This window comes from Metabacillus sp. RB-C-LZQ-3-1 (assembly GCF_058315175.1).
Map to the genome: position 1 here is coordinate 185,036 of NZ_JBZFLI010000001.1, position 21,499 is coordinate 206,534.

21 protein-coding genes are annotated in these 21,499 nt (G+C 34.6%); 15 read left to right on the forward strand and 6 right to left on the reverse strand.

Annotation, left to right across the window (positions count from 1 at the left end; all coding sequences use genetic code 11):
• Nucleotides 1–60: 60 nt before the first annotated feature.
• From AC4GZ8_RS01115 to AC4GZ8_RS01125, 3 genes are all read right to left on the reverse strand, one after another.
• Nucleotides 61–309, reverse strand: a complete 249-nt coding sequence (locus AC4GZ8_RS01115; RefSeq protein ID WP_491079959.1) for a hypothetical protein — start codon at nt 307–309, stop codon at nt 61–63.
• A gap of 83 nt (nt 310–392) precedes the next feature.
• On the reverse strand, nt 393–1,103 hold the full coding sequence (locus AC4GZ8_RS01120; protein ID WP_491079960.1) for a class I SAM-dependent methyltransferase: 711 nt from the start codon (nt 1,101–1,103) through the stop codon (nt 393–395).
• Nucleotides 1,104–1,157: 54 nt separating this feature from the next.
• Nucleotides 1,158–1,430 carry a hypothetical protein gene (locus tag AC4GZ8_RS01125; protein WP_491079961.1) on the reverse strand — a complete coding sequence of 91 codons (273 nt, stop codon included), beginning with the start codon at nt 1,428–1,430 and terminating at the stop codon, nt 1,158–1,160.
• Between the two features lie 420 nt (nt 1,431–1,850).
• On the opposite strand from AC4GZ8_RS01125, the gene AC4GZ8_RS01130 reads away from it, so the two are divergent.
• Complete coding sequence (locus AC4GZ8_RS01130; protein WP_491080397.1) at nt 1,851–3,251, forward strand: S41 family peptidase; 1,401 nt, start codon at nt 1,851–1,853, stop codon at nt 3,249–3,251.
• Nucleotides 3,252–3,297: 46 nt separating this feature from the next.
• Here AC4GZ8_RS01130 and AC4GZ8_RS01135 read toward each other — a convergent pair whose 3' ends face one another.
• Entirely contained in the window at nt 3,298–3,921 is a 624-nt protein-coding gene (locus AC4GZ8_RS01135) for a nitroreductase family protein (protein ID WP_491079962.1), read from the reverse strand.
• A 144-nt stretch (nt 3,922–4,065) separates the two neighbouring features.
• Here AC4GZ8_RS01135 and AC4GZ8_RS01140 point away from each other — a divergent pair, with 144 nt between their 5' ends.
• From AC4GZ8_RS01140 to ymaG, 3 genes are all read left to right on the forward strand, one after another.
• Complete coding sequence (locus AC4GZ8_RS01140; protein WP_491079963.1) at nt 4,066–4,404, forward strand: winged helix-turn-helix transcriptional regulator; 339 nt, start codon at nt 4,066–4,068, stop codon at nt 4,402–4,404.
• Nucleotides 4,397–5,137, forward strand: coding sequence for an SDR family oxidoreductase (locus tag AC4GZ8_RS01145; protein ID WP_491079964.1), 741 nt, complete (start codon nt 4,397–4,399; stop codon nt 5,135–5,137). Before AC4GZ8_RS01140 ends, AC4GZ8_RS01145 begins: the two co-directional genes overlap by 8 nt.
• 113 nt (nt 5,138–5,250) lie before the next feature.
• On the forward strand, nt 5,251–5,451 hold the full coding sequence (gene ymaG / locus AC4GZ8_RS01150) for an inner spore coat protein YmaG (RefSeq protein WP_491079965.1): 201 nt from the start codon (nt 5,251–5,253) through the stop codon (nt 5,449–5,451).
• A 60-nt stretch (nt 5,452–5,511) separates the two neighbouring features.
• Here the strand turns inward: ymaG and AC4GZ8_RS01155 are convergent, their stop codons facing one another.
• Complete coding sequence (locus AC4GZ8_RS01155; protein ID WP_491079966.1) at nt 5,512–5,961, reverse strand: Hsp20/alpha crystallin family protein; 450 nt, start codon at nt 5,959–5,961, stop codon at nt 5,512–5,514.
• Nucleotides 5,962–6,123: 162 nt separating this feature from the next.
• Between AC4GZ8_RS01155 and rarD the strand changes: the two genes are divergently transcribed.
• From rarD to bshB2, 4 genes are all read left to right on the forward strand, one after another.
• Nucleotides 6,124–7,062: an EamA family transporter RarD gene (gene rarD / locus AC4GZ8_RS01160; protein ID WP_491079967.1), complete on the forward strand. Its 939-nt coding sequence runs from the start codon at nt 6,124–6,126 to the stop codon at nt 7,060–7,062.
• A 12-nt stretch (nt 7,063–7,074) separates the two neighbouring features.
• Entirely contained in the window at nt 7,075–7,350 is a 276-nt protein-coding gene (yoyC, locus tag AC4GZ8_RS01165) for a protein YoyC (RefSeq protein ID WP_491079968.1), read from the forward strand.
• The gene (locus AC4GZ8_RS01170; RefSeq protein WP_491079969.1) at nt 7,347–7,697 is read left to right on the forward strand and encodes a YojF family protein; all 351 of its coding nucleotides are present in this window, start codon (nt 7,347–7,349) and stop codon (nt 7,695–7,697) included. Before yoyC ends, AC4GZ8_RS01170 begins: the two co-directional genes overlap by 4 nt.
• A 67-nt stretch (nt 7,698–7,764) precedes the next feature.
• Nucleotides 7,765–8,430 (forward strand): bacillithiol biosynthesis deacetylase BshB2, encoded by a 666-nt coding sequence (bshB2, locus tag AC4GZ8_RS01175; protein ID WP_491079970.1) that lies wholly within the window; start codon nt 7,765–7,767, stop codon nt 8,428–8,430.
• Nucleotides 8,431–8,639: 209 nt separating this feature from the next.
• On the opposite strand, the gene AC4GZ8_RS01180 is transcribed toward bshB2, so the two are convergent.
• Nucleotides 8,640–10,007, reverse strand: a complete 1,368-nt coding sequence (locus AC4GZ8_RS01180; protein ID WP_491079971.1) for an MATE family efflux transporter — start codon at nt 10,005–10,007, stop codon at nt 8,640–8,642.
• A gap of 295 nt (nt 10,008–10,302) precedes the next feature.
• Between AC4GZ8_RS01180 and cdaS the strand changes: the two genes are divergently transcribed.
• The 7 genes from cdaS to odhB all read left to right on the forward strand — a co-directional run bounded on the left by cdaS (nt 10,303) and on the right by odhB (nt 21,274).
• Nucleotides 10,303–10,926, forward strand: a complete 624-nt coding sequence (gene cdaS / locus AC4GZ8_RS01185) for a sporulation-specific diadenylate cyclase CdaS (protein ID WP_491079972.1) — start codon at nt 10,303–10,305, stop codon at nt 10,924–10,926.
• Nucleotides 10,927–11,019: 93 nt separating this feature from the next.
• Nucleotides 11,020–12,228, forward strand: coding sequence for an MFS transporter (locus AC4GZ8_RS01190; RefSeq protein ID WP_491080398.1), 1,209 nt, complete (start codon nt 11,020–11,022; stop codon nt 12,226–12,228).
• A 270-nt stretch (nt 12,229–12,498) separates the two neighbouring features.
• Nucleotides 12,499–13,560 carry a C40 family peptidase gene (locus tag AC4GZ8_RS01195; RefSeq protein ID WP_491079973.1) on the forward strand — a complete coding sequence of 354 codons (1,062 nt, stop codon included), beginning with the start codon at nt 12,499–12,501 and terminating at the stop codon, nt 13,558–13,560.
• Nucleotides 13,561–13,710: 150 nt separating this feature from the next.
• Nucleotides 13,711–14,601 carry an ATP-binding protein gene (locus AC4GZ8_RS01200; protein WP_491080399.1) on the forward strand — a complete coding sequence of 297 codons (891 nt, stop codon included), beginning with the start codon at nt 13,711–13,713 and terminating at the stop codon, nt 14,599–14,601.
• Between the two features lie 10 nt (nt 14,602–14,611).
• Nucleotides 14,612–16,531, forward strand: coding sequence for a vWA domain-containing protein (locus AC4GZ8_RS01205; RefSeq protein ID WP_491079974.1), 1,920 nt, complete (start codon nt 14,612–14,614; stop codon nt 16,529–16,531).
• A 509-nt stretch (nt 16,532–17,040) separates the two neighbouring features.
• Nucleotides 17,041–19,881 (forward strand): 2-oxoglutarate dehydrogenase E1 component, encoded by a 2,841-nt coding sequence (sucA, locus tag AC4GZ8_RS01210; protein ID WP_491079975.1) that lies wholly within the window; start codon nt 17,041–17,043, stop codon nt 19,879–19,881.
• A 136-nt stretch (nt 19,882–20,017) separates the two neighbouring features.
• The gene (gene odhB, locus AC4GZ8_RS01215; protein WP_491079976.1) at nt 20,018–21,274 is read left to right on the forward strand and encodes a 2-oxoglutarate dehydrogenase complex dihydrolipoyllysine-residue succinyltransferase; all 1,257 of its coding nucleotides are present in this window, start codon (nt 20,018–20,020) and stop codon (nt 21,272–21,274) included.
• Nucleotides 21,275–21,499 lie beyond the last annotated feature (225 nt).

The following is a 21,499-nucleotide window of genomic DNA, read 5'->3' on the forward strand; positions in this document are numbered from 1 at the left end:
AATAAACCACTAATATATAAGGGGAAGGAAATTTTCTTCCCCTTATTTTTGTTTATATATTTACCAAAATAGCAATCCACCTAAAATAATTCCAGTAATAAAGCCTAATCCAATACCATATGCTGGTCCATATCCATACGGACCGTAAAAGCCATATCCAAACCCACCTCTTTGAATCCGTGGTTCAATAAATACTTTATTCGGTGTAACACGACAAATTCTGCCAACATGGACTCTGCCAGTTCGATCAGTGATTCTTACATCTTTTCCATAATAACGACAGCAAAGATCGTAATAATGCTGTGACATGGTTATCCCTCCTTAGCTTATAGTCTCAATATTTTATGAATGTGGCCAAGGGGGGATTGTACTCATAACCATTTTTACATGATTTAGACTGTTAACCTAGCAAAAAAAATCCGATAGGATAACTTTTCTTTGTACTCTAATGTTAATTGCTCATGCTTTGATAATAAATCAAAGGCTGTCTGCGGAGTTGAGTCTGTGATATGAAATTCTGTGGTAGGTTCTTCAATGTTAATAGAAGGAAAGTCATCTTCAGATTGGATTTTAAAAATGGTAAGGCCATATTGCTTGAAGACTTTTTCCCATTCTTCGATGGATAAAATAGCAGGAAATCCATAAAACGAGGTAATCTCAGCATATTCTGAATCTAATAGTGGTTCTTTTTGTACCATTTCTATGGCGATGATGACACCGTTTTGTTTTAAAATTCTTTTTAATTCTATTAATGTATTTTCCAGTTTTGTGAAATTTAAGACAGACTCACATAAGATGATATCAACTGATTGATCTGACAATGAAGTTGATGATAGATCTTCTTGTAAATATAAAATGTCGCTAAGACATTCCATGTTCCGTTTTTTTGCATGTTTAATCATTAGAGAATCAAAATCAAGGCCAATAACATCATAGCCTAATTGATATAGATAATAGCAAGTTTGTCCGGTTCCACATCCTGCATCAAGTACAATATGATTGATCGGAAATTGCTCTTGGTCAAAGATAGCTTTTGTTAAAGATATTCCGCCAGGGTGTGCTCCACCTATACCGAGTTTAGATAGCATTTGTAAGTAATTCAAATTTCCCCCTCCATTCTGATCCTTCATTTTATGTTGAATCAGGATAGTGGGTGATTATATACAATGGAATAAGCTATGTTTTTCAAAAAGAATTTTAAGTTTTGGTTTAATGATTTTATGAATTTCTGCTCTATATAAGAATTGAAGCGATCTTTTAACATGCAATGTATGAATATATCGATCCACTTGATCATTTATATAAGTTGAAACTTGATTTTGGTAAAAAAAGATTTTTTGGTTAATTTTAAAATCAATTTCTTTTATTAAAGATAATGAAAAATGAATCATATCAAATTCAGTTTTACCAATGTAATCTGCTATGTGCATAAGAAAACCTCCTTGTTGCATTTACATTTGTGTAATAAACTTTACAATAAATTAATAAAAAAGTATCGTGCTTTTTGTCGAAAGAAAAGTTTCTTTTTACTTTTAGGCTTAATATTAATTGTTTGTTTTTTTATAGGGGGCTTTAAACAAAAACTGTATAGGATGATCATGGATCGTAAGGTGCGAGCATCCTGGTGAGGAAATTAACCATTCCCAAAACTTATTACATAGCAAAAAAGTTTACGAAAACAGTATACTTTTCGTAGTTATTTATGAATGAGGTATCCCTTATTATATGATGTCAATAGCTATAACGTTTCCACTTTAAGTAAAAAATAATATCACATTTTTACATTTTCACAAATTAATTGACGTTTTCATTTAGCTTAGACATAATAAGTACATACATAAAGGTGGTGCATAGTAGTCGTGAAAAACAGCAAATTACTAATTTCAGTAATTGTAACAGCAATTATTTCAGCAGGAGTAACATACAATGTTGTTAAGCCTAATGGAAGTATGCTAAGTGCTCAAGAGGACGACCCTTTTGGAAAATTAAAATCAACCTATGATATTCTTCAGTCAAACTACTATAAAGAAGTGGAGACAGATAAACTTGTTGAGGGTGCCATTAAAGGAATGGTTGAATCCTTAGAAGATCCTTACTCTGTTTATATGGATGTTGAGGAAGCGAAAAGCTTCAATGAGAATATCTCTTCTTCTTTTGAAGGAATTGGAGCCGAAGTACAAGAAAGCAATGGAAATATCATGATTGTTTCTCCTATTAAAGGATCTCCAGCTGAAGAAGTAGGCTTAAAACCAAAAGATATTATTCTTAAAGTAGATGACAAATCTGTTGAGGGCCTTTCTGTTAATGAGGCGGTCATGAATATTCGTGGAGAAAAAGGGACAAAAGTTAACCTCCTTATTCAACGTGCCGGAGTTGGAGAACTTACATTTACGATTACAAGAGATACGATTCCTTTAGAAACTGTTTATTCAGAAGTAATGGATGACAATATTGGAAAAATACAAATTACAAAGTTTTCTGAGACCACTGGAAAAGAATTAGCTAATGCCTTAGAAGAGTTACAAAATAAAAATGTAAAAGGCTTAATTCTTGATTTAAGACAAAATCCAGGTGGGTTAATGGATCAAGCTCTTCTTATGTCAGACTTGTTTGTGCCAAAAGGAAAAAATATCATGCAGGTAGAGGATAGAACTGGCGCCAAGGAGATTTACAAGGCAGAAAACGCAAAAGATGTTGACCTTCCAATAACCGTTTTAATAGATGGTGGTACAGCGAGTGCAGGAGAAATTATGGCAGCAGCTCTTAACGAGTCAGCAGGAATACCACTTGTTGGAGAAAAAACCTTTGGAAAAGGGACGGTTCAAACCGCAAACGCATTTGATGATGATTCATCAGTAAAATATACAACAGCTAAATGGTTAACGCCTGACGGCACTTGGATTCATGAAAAGGGAATTGAACCTACAGTGAAGGTGAAACTTCCTGAATATGCAAATTTACCTTATATTAATCCAGACAACGAACTAAAAGTTGGTGATTCAAATGCTGAAGTAAAAGCTGCCCAACAAATGCTGAAGGCACTTGGATATAATGAAGTAAGTGACAAAGGGTATTTTGATGAAGCTATGGAGAAAACGGTAAAACAATTCCAAAAGGAGAATGAACTTACTGTAAATGGTGTCATTACAAAAGATACAACGATTAAGTTAATGGAATTAATCCAGAAAAAAATTCAAGAGAATGATACACAATTAGAAAAAGCTATATCCGTTTTAAAAGAAAATATGTAAAAAAACAGCTTATGCAAATTGCATAAGCTGTTTTTTTGAATGAACTTTATAGCCATGTTGAAACTTGATCAAGCTCTAAGCGATTGCTTTGGTGGGCAGGCTTTGCAGCTTTTCCAATTGAAATTAACATAATTGGAACATATCTTTCAGGTATGGAAAACTCTTGAACAAATTGATCTTTATTAAACCCGCCGATAGCACAAGTGTCATACCCTTTTGCTTTTGCGACAATCATTAGTTGCATTGCAGCAAGGGAAGCATTTGAAAAAGCGGCATCCCTTGCAAAAGATTTGTCCGTATATGCACGGCTAATCTGACCTGCAAGAGTGTCTTTTATTTCCGGTTTTAGATGGCCTGCCTGTACTAGCGGATCATAAACTGGGTCAGTATTTTTATTTGCTTCTAAATCTCCTAAGATGGCAACGACAGCAGATGATTCTACAATTTGACTCTGATTATAGGCGATTGGTAATAATTTTTGTTTTGCTTCTTCACTATGAAATACTGTGAAATGCCAATGCTGCAAGTTCCAAGCAGATGGGGCCTTTGTTGTGTATGTTAATATTTCACTTAATTCCTCTTTTGAAATTTTGGCAGTCTTATCATAATGACGAACAGAAGTGCGTTCGTTAAAAACAGTCATGATTTCTTCAGCATATGTTGTATTCATGAAAATCCTCCTAAGTTGAATTTGGTCCATGTATGTTTTATACTAAAAGTAATATACTAACTTTTAGTAAGTTATTTTCTCATCTACCAATGATAATGGAACTGATTAGATGAGTCAAGAGATATGAAATAAGGGGAGATCTGTGTGAAAATAAATCTGTGTCCAAAATTGGAAACGGCATTTCGACTTTTGGGTAAACGGTGGATTGGTATTATCATTCACGTATTACTTGATGGACCAAAAAGGTTTAAAGACTTAACAGAGATTATTCCTAGTATTAGTCAAAAGATGCTATCTGAAAGGCTAAAAGAATTGGAAAATGAAGGTCTTGTGGAAAGAATTGTGATAGATGAAACTCCAGTAAAAGTGATTTATCAATTAACAGACAAAGGTAAGAGTTTAGAAAGTGTTGTAAAAGAAATTGGAATATGGGCAGATACGTATTGCTCCCCTCAAGGAAGGAAGGGAGAACAAAATGAATAGAATTGTTATCATAACTGGAGGAGCAAATGGAATTGGGAAAGAATTAGTCCTTCAATATGCAAGAGAGAAGAACAAAGTTATTATTGCAGATGTAAATGAACAGGCTGGTAAAGATTTAGAACAATTTTGTATAGAGAAGTCTTATGACGTTATGTTTGTTAAAACAGATGTTTCGGATGTAAAAGAAATTGAACATTTAATAAAATCAGCGGTTGATCATTACGGCACCATTGACATCCTTATAAATAATGCAGGATTGTCAAAATGGAAATCACCATATGAGCTTACAGTTGATGAATGGGACATAGTACTCAACACGAATTTGAGAAGTGTAATGTTTGCTTCAAGAGAAGCTGCAAAGGTAATGAAGGCTAATGGAAAAGGCGGGAAAATAGTGAATATGGCCTCAACAAGAGCCTTCATGTCAGAAGAAAACTCAGAGGCTTACGCAGCTACAAAAGGTGGTATTGTTGCACTCACACATGCTCTTGCAGCATCATTTAGTCAAGATCGTATTCAAGTAAATGCGATCTCTCCTGGTTGGATTGAAACAAAGGATTATGACTCTTTAAGAGAGATTGACCACTCTCAACATTTTTCTAAACGAGTAGGAAAACCATCAGATATTGCCAAAGCTTGTTTGTATTTAACAAGTGAAGATAATGATTTTGTGACAGGTATTAATTTAATTGTTGATGGCGGAATGACGAGAAAGATGATCTATGAGGAATAGCTGTTAATTGAGAAAAGTTATGACATTTACCTATTTTATAGGTTAAAGCCCACTCAAAACCCTTCCGATATGAATATTTATTAGTGTAGGTATTTATAGGAGGAGGTAAAAAGATGGGACCTTATATGATGAGAAGTGATTTTCGCAGACCATACCCGGACGGCAGATTTTTTTTCGGTGCACCTTTTGTTGGTGGACTTTTAGGCGGATTGGTTGGAAGTGCAATTATAAGACCAAGACCATTTTATCCTTATCCACCTTATCCGTATTATGGTTATGGTTATCCATATGGTGGTTATCCGTATTATTATTAATATAAAAACTACCTGCTTTCATTTAGCAGGTAGTTTTTATATTTTTGATCTTTAAAAAACTTAATGGGAAATGTCTATTTCAGATAAACTATTTTCAGTAAGCTTAATAAATTGAATTTCGATTATATTGTCTAAATATCTGGCCTTTGTGCCTTTTCTTCTCACTGGAGATGGCAGCATGAATTTTGTTTGTTCCGAATCTTTAGGGTAGTTCATGACAATTAGTTGATGAGTGGTATGTTGTAATTTTATCTTTCCTTTATCCAGATCACTTAAAGGAAGTTTTACATAAACATAATCATTTGTTTCGAATATATCGGGTTTTCTTTCATTCATCGATTGCCTTTGGGGAAATTCTCCTTGAAATGGAAACCCTTGAGAAAGGTCACCGCCGAATACATTCTTCATCACTTGCTGGATATAGTTTTCTACTTCCTTTGGATTCATTTTATTTATATGTTTTGAAAAACCAGATCGATCAAATGGAAATTGTTTATCCCATGGAAACATAACACCACTTCCTTTTACGTTTCAATTTATATTTTATGATATGCAAATAGATAAAATGGGTTAGAGTGCGTATCTGTTGTAGGACATGATCTAACATGTTTATAATGGGATTTAGATAAACACATTACAGCTTTGAAGTGAAAAGAATAGTGAGGTAAAAAAATGAATACTGAAGCAAATACGTATAAGAAAGGACTGTTTTACACTGCGTTTTCCTATATACTATGGGGAATTTTGCCGCTATATTGGAAACTAATACAGGATGTCACGTCTGAAGAGATATTGGCACATAGAATTTTCTGGTCTTTTTTGTTTATGTTAGCCCTTCTAACTATCTCTAAGGAATGGCCAAATGTATTGAATGTTTGCAAAAAAATGACAAAAAATCCGGGTTTAATTTTACTGCTCTTTTTATCTTCCGTTTTAATAAGTATTAACTGGTTTGTATATATATGGTCTGTGAATCATGAACGTTTGATTGAAGCAAGCTTAGGTTATTACATAAATCCACTAATAAGTGTTTTATTAGGAATGATATTTTTAAAAGAAAAATTAAATCTTTGGCAAAAGATATCTTTTGTCATTGCAGGTATTGGTGTTTTATTTATGACATTTCATTACGGTCATATTCCTTTTATTGCTTTGACCCTTGCCTTAAGCTTTGGACTTTATGGATTGACGAAAAAAATGACGAAATTAAGCTCTGGAATTGGACTAACGTTTGAAACAATGGCCGTTACACCAATTGCAATTATTTATCTATTCATATTAGCCTCAAAAAAAGAGATGGTCTTTTTACAATTTGACCTCGTAACAAATTTACTCTTAATAGGTGCAGGGATTGCAACAGCTGTGCCATTACTGCTTTTTGCGAGTGGGGCTCAGCAAATACCGTTGTTTATGGTAGGTGTTTTGCAATACATAGCACCCACAATTACGTTAATAATAGGAATTGTATTATATAAGGAACCTTTTACGACGGTTGAAATGATTACATTTTCATGTATATGGACGGCCTTATTGCTGTTTACGCTTTCCAATTCTAGGTTTATGAAAAATGCTTTACTAAAAAGTAAGAAACCAAATTCTGTTGAGATGTAGGAGTGAACCACATTGGAAAGCATTGAATTATTAGAAGCCTATAAATCACTTTGGTCAAACCGTACATTACAAATTGAAGAAAACCCAGCCCATACATTAAGAAATGCAATTAAAAAGGAGTTAAAGGATGAAATGACCCATCCAAGACTTCGCAAAACACCGCATGAAAAATTCTATTTATCAGTGAAAAGAATTATTGATTCCTCATTACATGACAAACAAAAAGTTAATCTCGTTAATTATCATCTGCGAATTTTAGAAGAGCTAAAACAGGGAGGTTCTTTATGAAAACTATTACTAAACAAGACGTACAAGCGTATTTAGATCATTTTTTAAATAAAGAAGTATATATTCACCTTGAAACAACAACAGGATCTTATTCAGCCCATAAAGATGAAAAAAATATGACTGTTGTTGCTTTTATTCGAAATACAAAAGTGACCTATCATCAAGCAAAAATAACAGGAAACGGTCCATATCGAATTGGTTTAAAATTAGAAGAAGGTTGGATTTACGCAGAAGGATTAACAGACTGGGTTTATAATGATGATGGCCAATTGCTAACCGCAGGACATAATTCAGAAGGACAATTAGCAATTGCATTACAAATTAGTGAGAAGCCATTTAAAAATTAATAAGAAAATGTAATTTTACATTTTGTTAAATTACATTTTAAAATATGATCGCAAGAGGAGAATATATATGAAGGAACATGTTCTAGTTATTTTACCACATCCTGATGATGAAGCTTTTGGAGTTGCTGGATTGATTGCTCAAAAAAGAAAAGCTGGGATTCCTGTTACATATGCATGCGGTACTTTAGGTGAAATGGGAAGGAATATGGGTAGCCCGCTATTTGCAAATCGAGAAATGCTGCCTCAAATTCGCAAAAAAGAGTTAATTGATGCATGTAAAGCGTTAGATATTCAAGACTTACGTATGCTAGGGCTTCGAGATAAGACTCTTGAATTTGAAGATGATGAGCAAATAGCAGATCTTTTTGAAAAGATCATTGATGATGTTCAACCATCTCTTATTGTTACCTTCTATCCTGGACATGGAGTACATCCTGATCATGATGCCTGTGGTGAAGGAGTTATCCGGGCATTGAAGCGTAAACCAATAGAAGAACGACCAGTGACATATTGCATGGCGATAACGAAGAACAGATTTGATGTAATTGGTTATCCTGATGTTGAGATTAATGTGACAGATGTAGCAGATATTAAAATGAATGCATTAAAAGCTCATCGCTCGCAAACAGAGGGAATGCTAAAAACAATGGAAGAAAAGTTTTTAAACAAAGACCCTGAGGTCATGCATTGGTTTGAAAAGGAAGTATTTTATACGTATAAATGGAATGATTAATTAACTTTTAATAAGCAAAAAGAGTGTCTTAATATCAGAGACACTTTTTTTGTGCTTTATCCCGCTCTTAACGGGCTTTAAAACCCCCACCTCAAGCTTCTGAGTTTACAAAGAAGGTAGGTGGGGGGATAACTGCCCGTTAAGGTCTTATTGGTTCAACTAACCATCAGTACGGGATGAAGAAAAAACCCACTGATGGAAGTTTCGCCTTATTTTTGAATAAGTGTAAATGCAACTTCATTTCTTCGCTGAATGATATAAAGCCTTATAGATAAACCAATTGCTCCTGCTGCTAGCCCAGAAATAAGGCCAATCCAGAAGCCAAATGCATCTAGTGAGGTATAGGTTGCAATGATGTATCCAACAGGTAGTCCAATTACCCAATAAGAAATAAGAGCCATGAGGAATGTGACGTTCACATCCTTATATCCTCTTAAAATACCTTGTATAGGTGCTGCGATGGCATCCGAAAGCTGAAAAAATATCGCATAAATTAAGAAATCCTGTGTTAATTTTAACACTGTGTGATCAGCAGTATAGATAGACGCTACTTCAGGTCTAAAGAAATATATAAGTGCTGCAGACATAAGTGATAAAGTAATGGCCATACAGATTCCTAAATAACTATATGCCTTTGCATCCTTAATCCTTTTCGCTCCAGCCTCATGTCCAACAACAATTGTAAGAGCTAGAGAAATGCTTAAAGGCAGCATATAAAGAAATGAAGCAAAGTTCATTGCTGCTTGATGCGAAGCAATTGTGATTGTGTTATATTGACTCATTAATAATGTAACAGCTGCGAAAATGCTAGTTTCAAAGAATATGGATAAGCCAATCGGCACACCTATTTTTAAAATTTCTTTCCAAGCTGTTAACGAGATAGGGAAAAGTGTTTTAAATATATTAAAGTCTTTAAACGGTGACTGCTTTCTTATAATTAAGATGGCAATGGCTGTAATACACCAATAAGTAATAGCAGATGCAACTCCTGCTCCTATTCCCCCAAGTTTTGGAAACCCAAATTTTCCAAAAATAAATAAATAATTAAAAACAAAATTAATAGGTAAAGAAGTAAGAGTAATCATCATTGTCACTCTTGTGAACCCAAGTGCGTCAATAAAACATCTTAAAACTGCATATAGAAATAATGGGAAAATTCCTAGAGATAACGAAATTAAATACCACTTTGCGATATGACGAACCTCTTCTTCTAAGCCCATATTTTGTAGAATAGGGTCTAATGTTAAAAATCCCAGTATTAGAATAATGATAGAAATTGCGATGCTCACATATAGTCCCTGTACAACCATGAATGGAACATCCTTCGTCTTTTTGGCTCCAACTAATTGTGCAACAATTGGAGTCACTGATAATAAAATTCCGCTTAGACCTGTATAAACAGGTACCCATAGGCTTGACCCAATGGCAACCCCTGCTAAATCATTAGGAGAAACTTTACCTGACATTGTTGTGTCAAAGAAGTTCATCGAAAATAAACCGAGCTGGGTGATTAGAATTGGAAACAATATACTTGAAAGATACATAATTCTTTTCTTACTAAAAACGTTTGATTTCATTGCTACATCCTCATTTCAAAAAGATACCTAGAGAATTATAACATGAAATTTACAGAAGGAATGTTATTTTGGCTGGTTATCAGATTTACGGGATTCCCCTTTAAACATTTGATAGTAAAAAAATCCTAATGAAATCACGCCTAAGATACTAAATGTATATTGTAAGATCTTTTGAGTAATCATTTAAACGCCTCCTACCATTAGTATGGATGTTTAATTGGAAAAAATACACAGAGTCAACGATTCATAATTATTAATATTTGAAAGAGAATACTAAATAGGAGGAGGGAGAAATTTGGATAATACTCAAGCATTTACATCAATTAAGAATCACATTGCTTTTCATTTGAATCAAATTATCGAGGAAACAGAAACGATGCGGAATTCCCTAGATGAAAAAGAATACTGCTTGCTTTGTGAGCTAGCTCATATTCGGGATCGCTTTAATGAAATTCAATCTTCAGCTTCATTCTTTTACTTAAAGGCATATATTGAAAAATTCACAAATGAATACATAGAATTAGCAAAAGCGATTCAACATTTGTCAGAGAGAAGACATGGTGCTCTTATTGTTGTTGAAAGACAAGAACCAGTTGACCAACATATTCAAGGAGGTATTCCTTTAAATGCCAATATTTCTAGTCGTCTTATAGAAAGCATCTTTTATCCGGGAAACCCACTTCATGATGGTGCCGTGTTAGTAAGGGGAGACTATCTTATCTCAGCGGCAAATGTTTTACCATTATCCAAACAAGATTTTGGCGGAGAAAAAGTAGGGACAAGGCATCGTGCTGGAATTGGACTAACAGAAGTAACAGACGCACTTGTGTTGATCATTTCAGAGGAAACAGGTAAGATGTCCTTTGCTCTTGAAGGAACTCTTTATCCGATTATCTCACCTGAATCTACACTCCATTAAAAAGAAAGACAAAACTGAACTGTTTCGTGTAGCGAAACAGTTTGTTGAATGCTATAGTTTATTTATTAAGATATGTGGAAGAAGATGAATAAAATGTGGAAGAACAAGAATGTTTGGATATTATTAATCGGTGAGCTTGTAGCAGGATTAGGATTATGGATGGGGATTATCGGGAACCTAGAATTTATGCAAAAACATGTTCCTTCTGATTTTATGAAATCCATCATTTTATTTTTAGGTCTATTAGCAGGTGTAATAGTTGGCCCTCTTGCAGGAAGAGTTATTGATATGAATTCAAAGAAAAAAGTGTTAATTTACTCTGGGATCGGGAGAACACTTAGTGTTTTGTTTATGTTTTTGGCCTTAGAATATGAGTCAATTGTTTTTATGATCTGTTTTATGGTTTGTATACAAATAAGTGCTGCATTTTATTTTCCTGCTCTACAATCAGTTATTCCATTAATTGTTGAGGATAAGGACTTAATACATTTAAATGGAGTTCATATGAATGTATCCACAGTTTCCCGAATTGCTGGTACAGCTCTCGCAGGTGTTTTACTTGTTGTGATGAATATTGAATTTCTATATATTGGATCGATGATTGCTTACGCATTCATACTTATGTCAACTTATGCATTGAATGTTGAAGAAACAAAAGAAACTAAAATGATAAAAAATAAATCTAGTAATTTCAAAGAGATCTTTCCTGTACTAAAAGCGACACCGCTCGTTATGTCTGCACTCTTTTTAACAATTATACCTATCTTGTTTTTAGGTGGATTCAATTTAATGGTTATTAATATTAGCGAGCTTCAAAATGATCCTGCGATAAAAGGGCTTCTATATACAGTTGAAGGAATTAGTTTTATGATTGGAGCATTCTTTGTGAAAAGAATGACACATTTCATTCAGCCTATTAATCTAATGTTTATTTTTGCCTTTGTGATCTCCATAGCTCATTTATCATTGTTTTTTAGTGATATCAAAATCATGTCTCTCATTTCCTTTGCTATCTTTGGGCTTGGGGTCGGGTGTTTCTTCCCGATTGCAGCGACCATTTTTCAAACTAAGATTGAGAAGGAATTTCATGGTCGTTTTTTCTCGTTTCGAAATATGTTAGACCGTATTTTGTTCCAACTTGTTCTTTTAAGTACAGGAATATTATTAGATACAATCGGAATTAAATATATGGTGATTATTTTTGGGGTTGTTTCTTTAATGGCAGTGATCTATTTTGGTATAAGAAACTTTCTCTACCATCCAAGAGAGACTGCTACAAGTAATAAAAATAATATGTTGTAGAACATGTGGTCAGAACAATGGTTTCTGGCCATTTTTGTATTTTCAGAACGTACAGAAACCTTATTGACTTGACACTTGGCGACAAACAAAGTTTATCTACCAAATAGAAATGAATAAAATAAATGAAAGAATGATTGTCTATCTCTGTAATATTTTGTATAGTAAATAGGAAAGTTATGTATTTTTTCACATGTTTCTTTATAAAATTGTAGTTTTATGTCTGTTAATCTATTAAACTAGGTTTATGATGAGTAGGAGGTAATAGTAGAAATGAAACAAAAAATATTAGGATTGACAGCAACAGCTGTTGTTGGGTCTTCATTATTTGCTTCAGTCGCAGCAGCTGATGAAAAAGTTAAGGTGAAAAGTGGTGATACACTTTGGGGGTTGTCTAGGCAATATAACACAACAGTTGACAATCTTAAACAATGGAATTCATTAAATAGTGATTTCCTTCAGGTTGGACAAGTTTTAAACATTCAAGCTACATCCACACATAAACAAACAAGTACAACAACAAATAATACTTCTGCATCAAAAACAACACAAAATAGTACATATACTGTCAAAAGCGGTGATTCATTATGGGTTATTGCAAGAGCACATAATACGTCAGTGGCTGAACTGAAAAAACTAAACAATTTGACAAGTGATCTAATCCGCATTGGTCAAAAATTAACAGTTAAAAAGCAAGCTGTTCAATCTATACAAGATAAAGAAGAAAAAGTGACGGAATCTAATACAAACCAACAGGCAGCAACAGGCGCAGTCTCTACATATAAAGTGAGTCCTGGTGATTCTTTATGGAAAATAGCAAATAAATTTAACATCACAATTGCTGAAATTAAAGTAGCAAATAATCTAAAGTCAGATCTTATCAGAGTTGGACAGGTATTAAAAATTAACGGCGACAAAGCGATTACTCAAGATACAACCAACACTGTCTCTCAGCCTGCGCAATCACAAACACAATCATCAAAAGTTGACAAAATGATTAGTGAAGCCAAATCTTTAATGGGGACTCCTTACCGCTGGGCTGGAAATACACCAAGTGGATTTGATTGTAGTGGCTATATTTATTATGTTCTAAATAAAGTTACATCTGTGTCCCGCTTAAGTACAGCTGGGTATTGGGATATCATGAAATCAGTTAATAATCCTGCAGTAGGAGATTTTGTCTTCTTTACAACATATAAGGCAGGCCCTTCACATATGGGAATTTATTTAGGAAATAATGAATTTATTCATGCGAGTAGCTCTGGTGTTACGATTAGCAATTTAAATACTTCGTATTGGAAAGAGCGCTATCTTGGTGCAAAACGTTATTTATAGAATCCACTGGATTCTATTTTTTTTTGTCAAAATGATAGGATCTGGATCAAATTATTAAAAAGGGAGATTCGTAAACTTTGATTACATAATAGCTTTTTAGTATACTCATGAAGGTAGAAACGATCGAAAAAGGTGTAAGAAGGAAGGACTATAATGACTAACTTAGAATCTTATCAATTACCAAATGACATTCAAAAATTAATACAAAATAGATCTAAAAGAGTACTGCATGAAGGTGATGAACTATTGATTGGAAAGGGTGGATATACTCCGTCTAATAACTCAATATTATATGATGCAATGATTGCATTAGCTCTTGGGAAAAATGTTTTATTAAAAGGTCCAACAGGTTCGGGTAAAACCAAACTTGCTGAAACCCTATCAAACCTTTTCCATCAGCCCATGCATAGTATTAACTGTTCTGTGGATTTGGATGCCGAAGCGTTATTAGGCTTTAAGACGATTGAAAATAATCAAAATGGCACTTCAATTGAATTTGTTCCTGGGCCTGTCGTAAAAGCAATGAAAAAAGGTCATCTCTTGTATATTGATGAAATTAATATGGCTAAACCTGAAACTCTTCCTATATTAAATGGAGTATTGGATTATAGAAGAATGATTACAAATCCTTTTACAGGTGAAGTAGTGAAATCTCATGAGCATTTTGGAGTAATTGCAGCGATTAATGAAGGATATGTTGGAACAGTCCCATTAAATGAAGCGTTGAAAAATCGTTTTGTTGTCATTGAAGTACCATATATTCAAGGAAATCAATTACAATTAGTGCTTGAAAACCAATCAAGACTTACAGAGCCAGCATTAATCAAAACCTTTACAAAGCTATCTGCCGATTTATTAGGCTTAGTTCAAAATGGACAGGTTTCAGAAGAAGCAGCATCAATACGTGCACTAATTGATACATGTGATTTAGCTTGCTATCTCCCACCAAAACGTGCCGTTGAAAGAGGAATTGTTGAAAAATTAGAAGATGAAAGAGAAAAAGCAGCCATTAGAAATGTGGCTGAAACTCTATTTGAGTGAGGTTTTTGTTTTGAGATTTATTAAGTTCAACGATCAACAAGTTGATTCATTTCTTTTCATGGAATTATCTGATCTTGCAAAAGGACTCACCAAGAACAGTGAGCTTGAAGTAGATTATAGTGTGCAATCCTACCTAGATCCATTTGAAGGAAAAATCTATGTAAGCCATTTTTGGGATCATCGTGAAAGGTCTGAAACAGAATTAGCATTAAAAAGTGATATCTATCTACGAAGTATAGGAAATTATTTTTATACAGATTTTCGTGAACTAGGCTTATTTATCGAAAAAGTACGACCCCTAAAGCTTAGCAGCTTTGCTAAACAACTATGTATGTTACTAGAAGATATTCGACTGGAAGAGCTATGTGTGAAAGAAAGACCTGGGACAAAAACTGCATTTCAACTTAGAAAAAGGTTTTATCGGAAACATTTCCAAAGTCAACTTATCATTCACAAAGAACGTAGTATTTTAACAGATGCTTTATTTAACGCACTATATCTTATCTTATCAGCTGAATCAACAATTGAGCAAGTACCAGACTTATCAGAAAATCTTGATCGAACTTTACCTTTTATCCAAACTCAAATCTTTCAAGTATATGAAGCCTCATCAACATCTCATATCATTAATATAGTCTTAAATATAGTGGATATTTTAGAATTGGTTTTAGAAAAGGACATGCTTAATACGTATTTTTATTTAGCTGAGCTTCCATATGAATCGATAAGATCTTCTAGTCTTTATGATGAGTTAAAGAGAAAATCTAAATTAAAAAATAAAGATACATTAGAGGATGCAAAAAAAGGTGATGAAGATGTCCATAGTGACAAACTTCCCACCTGGCATAGTGAAACAAGCAAGCCAACCAAGAGCTTCTTACAATTTGATTTGGAGCAAGGAACAAACACAACGATAAACGGTGATGGTGCTGTTCGTGAAGGTGATGACGCTGATCAAGCTCTTGCTATGGTTCAAGGAACATCAGGGAAAGCAAAACGAAATGACTATTCAAAATTAGAAGCAATGGAGGCACAAAAAGAGGAAAGATCTAGCGCAGGTGAGCTTGCATATGGGAAGGAAAACAAATACGCAGTTCCTGTCTTCATTCATTCAAAACCTCCGTTGGCAGATGAAATCGATCAATATAAGCAAGACCGAAATGATATTCTCCTTTTTCAAAAGAAATTAAAATTGATGATTCAAAAAACACTAGAACATAAGAGAACATTTCCAAGGTCAGATCTTCACATTGGCAGATTAAATAAAAAGCTTTTAAGATTATTAACAGATGATAATCCAAAGCTATTCTATAAAAAACAGGAGACGTCTCCAGATATTGATGCAGTATTTACTTTATTGGTGGATTGCTCTGCTTCAATGTTCGATAAAATGGATCAAACAAAGTTAGGAATTACGCTCTTTCATGAAACACTAAAGTCTGTAAAAATTCCTCATCAGATTGTTGGTTTCTGGGAGGATACAAATGAATCGTCAAAAACCCGTCAGCCGAATCATTTTCATTCGGTTATTTCATTTAAAGATTCATTACAGAAACAAACAGGACCTGAGATTATGCAGCTATCTCCAGAAGAAGATAATCGGGATGGATATGCGATAAGACATATGACAGAGCAATTAATAAAAAGAAATGAAAAACAAAAATTTCTACTCGTGTTTTCTGATGGAGAACCAGCAGCAACTGGTTACGAGCGAAATGGGATTATTGATACACATGAAGCCGTGTTAGAGGCTAGAAAGTTAGGGATTGAAGTAATGAATGTCTTTTTATCAACAAGTGAGGTTGATGAAACGACTAAAAAAACAATCCAAAATATTTATGGAAGATATAGTGTGTTTGTTGAAAAAATTGAAGAGCTCCCGGAGCAATTATACCCGCTATTAAAACGATTGTTATTAAAAACAATTTAGTAGGATATGCTAAAAATATGGAAAAGGACAAAATCTTATAATATCTTTAGAGGATATTAAGATTTTGTCCTTTTTATATAGCAATGATTAGGGTGGTTTATTTGGAGAAATTGTGTAACGGTTTTGGTCTTAATGAACCTTCTTTGTTTTTTTAAATAAGCACAAGAAAATGTGCACTATTTACATTAAAATAATAAAAATTGTACTTTTTTTCCAAGGAATTGTAGTATGATAATAGTAAGAGAGAAAAGATATTGATTGATAATTTAAATTATTAAAAAAAATGGTAGCGCTAAGCAAAGATAATGGAAAAAGGACCAATTTTTTTTTAATTTTTCAATCAACTATCTTGGAATGTGTAGCTACCAATGTTAAAATAGTATTGGAAGCGTTTTAATATCATACTACTATACTCGTAAGAGTGGTTAATATCGTAGGATAATATTTATCCTTCCTACGAATCAGAACATTTTTTCTGATCACTTATGAATTGTTGGGGGTAATGTTAGATGGCAGTAGGCACAAACAAGCGGAAATTCCCTTGGGAAAACTTCCATGGTCCAAACCTCGGCTATATCATGGAACAATATGATCAATATAAACTTGATCCAAATTCTATTGATATAGAATTAAAAGAAATATTTGATAAGTGGGGTTCTCCTTCTTTACAAACTAATTTAAATAATCAAGTAACATTAGCTGAATTTGAAACCATTTCAGCTGATAAAATGAAAAAAGTAGCTGAAGCAGTAAAGCTTGTGACAAATATCCGTAGATATGGTCACTTAAATGCTGCGATTTATCCTTTTGAGGATACCTATGAGAAAAATGAATTTTTACGTCTTGAAGAGTATGATTTAACTGAAGAAGATTTAAAGGATATACCGGTACATCTTCTATGTGAGGATGCACCTCCACATGTTACAAATGGACTTGAGGCATATCAATACTTAAAAGAAGTATATAAAAGTTCAATCGCTTTTGAGTTCAGCCATGTACATAATTACGAGGAAAAAACGTGGCTTCTTAAAATGGTAGAATCCGGGAATATTTTCAGGGATTTGTCTAAAGAAAAGCGGATTTCTATTTTAAAGAGATTAGCAGAAGTAGAAGGATTCGAACAATTTCTGCATCGAACATTTGTAGGGCAGAAGCGATTCTCAATCGAGGGTCTTGACATGCTCGTTCCTGTGCTTGACGAATTAATTGCTAACGCGATACAAGCAGGTACAGATACGATTAACATTGGAATGGCACACCGCGGACGATTAAATGTTTTGGCACATGTCCTTGGAAAACCATATGAAATTATCTTTTCAGAGTTTCAACATGCACCAAATAAGGAATTAGTACCGTCAGAAGGATCAATTGGCATTAACTATGGGTGGAGTGGTGACGTAAAATATCATCTTGGTGCAAATAAGCAAATTAAAGATGACAGCATTGGTCGTGCTAAAGTAACTTTAGCTAATAACCCAAGTCACTTAGAATTTATCGATCCAATTGTTGAAGGATATACTCGTGCTGCACAAGAGGTTCGTACAGAGAAAGGCTATCCGAAACAAAGTGTCAATGATGCGATGGCAATCTTAATTCATGGTGATGCGGCATTTCCAGGTGAGGGGATTGTTGCAGAAACTCTAAATTTAAATAAACTAACTGGCTATCAAACAGGTGGAACGATTCATATTATTGCGAATAATATGATTGGGTTTACTACTGAAAGTCGAGATTCACGTTCAACAAAATATGCAAGTGATCTTGCAAAAGGATATGAAATTCCAATCGTACATGTAAATGCCGATGATCCTGAAGCATGTATTGCAGCTGTTTTTATCGCAATGGAGTATCGTAAAAAGTTCAAAAGTGACTTCTTAATTGACCTCATTGGTTATCGTCGCTTTGGCCATAATGAAATGGATGAACCATCAATGACACAGCCGCAACTTTATGAAAAAGTTCGCAAACATCCTACTGTTCGTGAATTGTATGCTAGATCTCTGGAAAATGAGGGTGTTGTTGGTTCAGAGGATGTTCAGAAGATAAATGAAGAAGTACAAGCAACACTAGAGAAAGCGTATAAAAAGGTTCCAGATAAAAAAACTGCTCAAACATACGAAATTAAATTACCGAAATTTGTTAATAGTGGACTACCTTCGTTCCAAACAGCTGTTAACAAGGATAAATTGATTAGATTAAATGATGAGTTGGTAAAATGGCCAGAAAACTTCAGTGTTTTCTCTAAACTGCAAAGAATTTTAGAAAGAAGAGCAAAAGCACTTAAAGAAGAAGGAAAAGTAGAGTGGGCTCTTGGCGAGGCATTGGCTTTTGCATCAATTCTTACTGATGGAACACCAATTCGCTTAACTGGACAAGATTCGCAGCGTGGTACATTTGCACAAAGACATATCGTTTTGCATGATGTAAACACTGGAGAGTTTTATTCACCATTACACAAACTTTCAGATGCTAAAGCATCATTTGCTATTCATAATAGTCCATTATCCGAAGGTTCGGTTATTGGCTTTGAATATGGCTATAATGTATACGCTCCAGAGACATTAGTATTATGGGAAGCACAGTATGGAGACTTTGCAAATGCCGCTCAAGTATTCTTTGATCAATTTATAGCAGCAGGTCGTGCAAAATGGGGACAAAAATCTGGTCTCATTATGCTATTGCCACATGGCTTTGAAGGTCAAGGGCCTGAACATTCAAGCGGAAGATTAGAGAGATTTTTACAACTTGCTGCAGAGGATAGCTGGCAAGTAGCTAATTTAACAAGTGCTGCACAATATTTCCATATTTTACGCAGACAGGCTGATTTATTAAAACGCGAAGAGGTAAGACCACTTGTGATCATGACGCCGAAAAGCTTGTTAAGAAATCCACAAACTGTTTCAGATTTAAATGAATTATGTGAAGGTGAATTCAAGCCTGTTATTGAACAGCCAGGTCTTGGTACATCTCCGGAAAAAGTAAAAAGACTAATTCTTTGCACAGGAAAAATTGCAACAGATTTAACTGATAAGCTTAACACATTAGAAGGAAATCAAGATTGGGTTCATATGTTGAGAGTGGAAGAACTGTATCCATTCCCTAAAAAGATAATCCTATCAATATTAGAAAACCTAACTTCTCTTGAAGAAATCGTTTGGGTTCAAGAAGAGCCGCAAAACATGGGGGCTTGGACCTTTGTTGATGCAAAACTGAGAGAGATTGCACCAGAAGGAATTCCTGTGAAGTATATTGGAAGAAGAAGAAGACAAAGTCCTGCAGAGGGTGATCCTAATATTCATAAAAAGGATCAAGAACGAATTGTGACTGAAGCATTTACTTGGAAAAAGTAATATCGACCATTTATATTAATTGACTTAATTAAAAAAATGCAGAACTTGCTCATAATCAATAGGTCGCTTCAATTTGTATCAGACGAATTAGCGAAACTCTACAAAAACGCAAAAGTGCTCAAGGGGGAACCAACAAATGGCTGAGATTAAAGTACCAGAATTAGCAGAATCTATTACAGAAGGAACAATCGCTCAATGGTTAAAACAACCAGGAGATGTTGTTGAGAAAGGTGAATATCTTTTAGAGGTTGAAACAGATAAAGTAAACGTTGAATTAACTGCTGAATTTTCTGGAGTTTTAAAAGAGCTACACAAAGAATCAGGTGATACTGTTCAAGTTGGAGAAACAATCGGGGTAATTGATGAGAGTGGAGAAGCTTCTGGATCGCAACCAGAAGCAGCAAAACAAGAAGCACAACCATCAGCGGCTGTACAACAAGACGATGTTGAAGCAAAAGCAGAAGAGAAAAAACAACGACCAATCGCTTCACCTTCAGCACGAAAGCTTGCGAGAGAGCGTGGTATTGATTTACAACAAGTACAAACAGCAGATCCTCTTGGACGAGTAAGAAAACAGGATGTTGAGTCATTCTCAGGACAAAATGTACAAAACCAACAGCCTCAAGCTGAAACGCCAAAACCGGCTGCTGCACCTAAAACTGCCGTATCTGCTCCAGAAGATGTACCTGGAAAACCAGTTGAGCGAATCAAAATGTCTAGAAGACGTCAAACTATTGCAAATCGCTTAGTAGAGGTACAGCAAACTGCAGCGATGTTAACAACTTTTAATGAAGTGGATATGACAGCTGTTATGGAGGTTCGTAAACGTAGAAAAGACAAATTCTTTGAACAGCATGATGTTCGTTTAGGATTTATGTCATTCTTTACAAAAGCTGTTGTTGCAGCATTGAAACAATTCCCGTTATTAAATGCTGAAATTCAAGGAAACGAAATTTTGATGAAAAAATTCTATGATATTGGTATCGCTGTTTCTGCACCTGAGGGATTAGTTGTTCCAGTTGTTCGTGATGCAGATCGCTTAAACTTTGCTGGAATCGAAGGTGAGATTTTAAATCTAGCAAAGAAAGCGCGCGACAATAAACTAAGCTTAAGTGATCTACAAGGTGGAACATTTACGATTACAAATGGGGGAGTGTTCGGTTCACTATTATCTACCCCTATCCTTAACGGTCCACAAGTAGGGATTCTCGGCATGCATAAAATTCAATTGCGTCCTGTTGCAATTGATGAAGAAAGAATGGAAAACCGTCCTATGATGTACATTGCTCTATCGTACGATCACCGTATTGTGGACGGTAAAGAAGCTGTTAGTTTCCTAGCAACAGTTAAAGAATTACTAGAAGACCCAGAATCATTATTACTAGAAGGCTAAGCTAAGCTAAAAGAATGAAAAGGTTGGCACTGAAAGATTTGTGTCAGCCTTTTTTTGCTGCTAAGGAAACTATAAAATGCCTCGAATTGTGACTAAGCGCTTTGACATACAGCTCCAGCGCCCAGCCAATTTAGAATTAAAAGGCAAAGAACGCCTTCTCTTCCTAATCGTCTTATTTACCCGGGGCTGATCAAGACATTTGCGCTTTTGTACCTTTAAAACCGA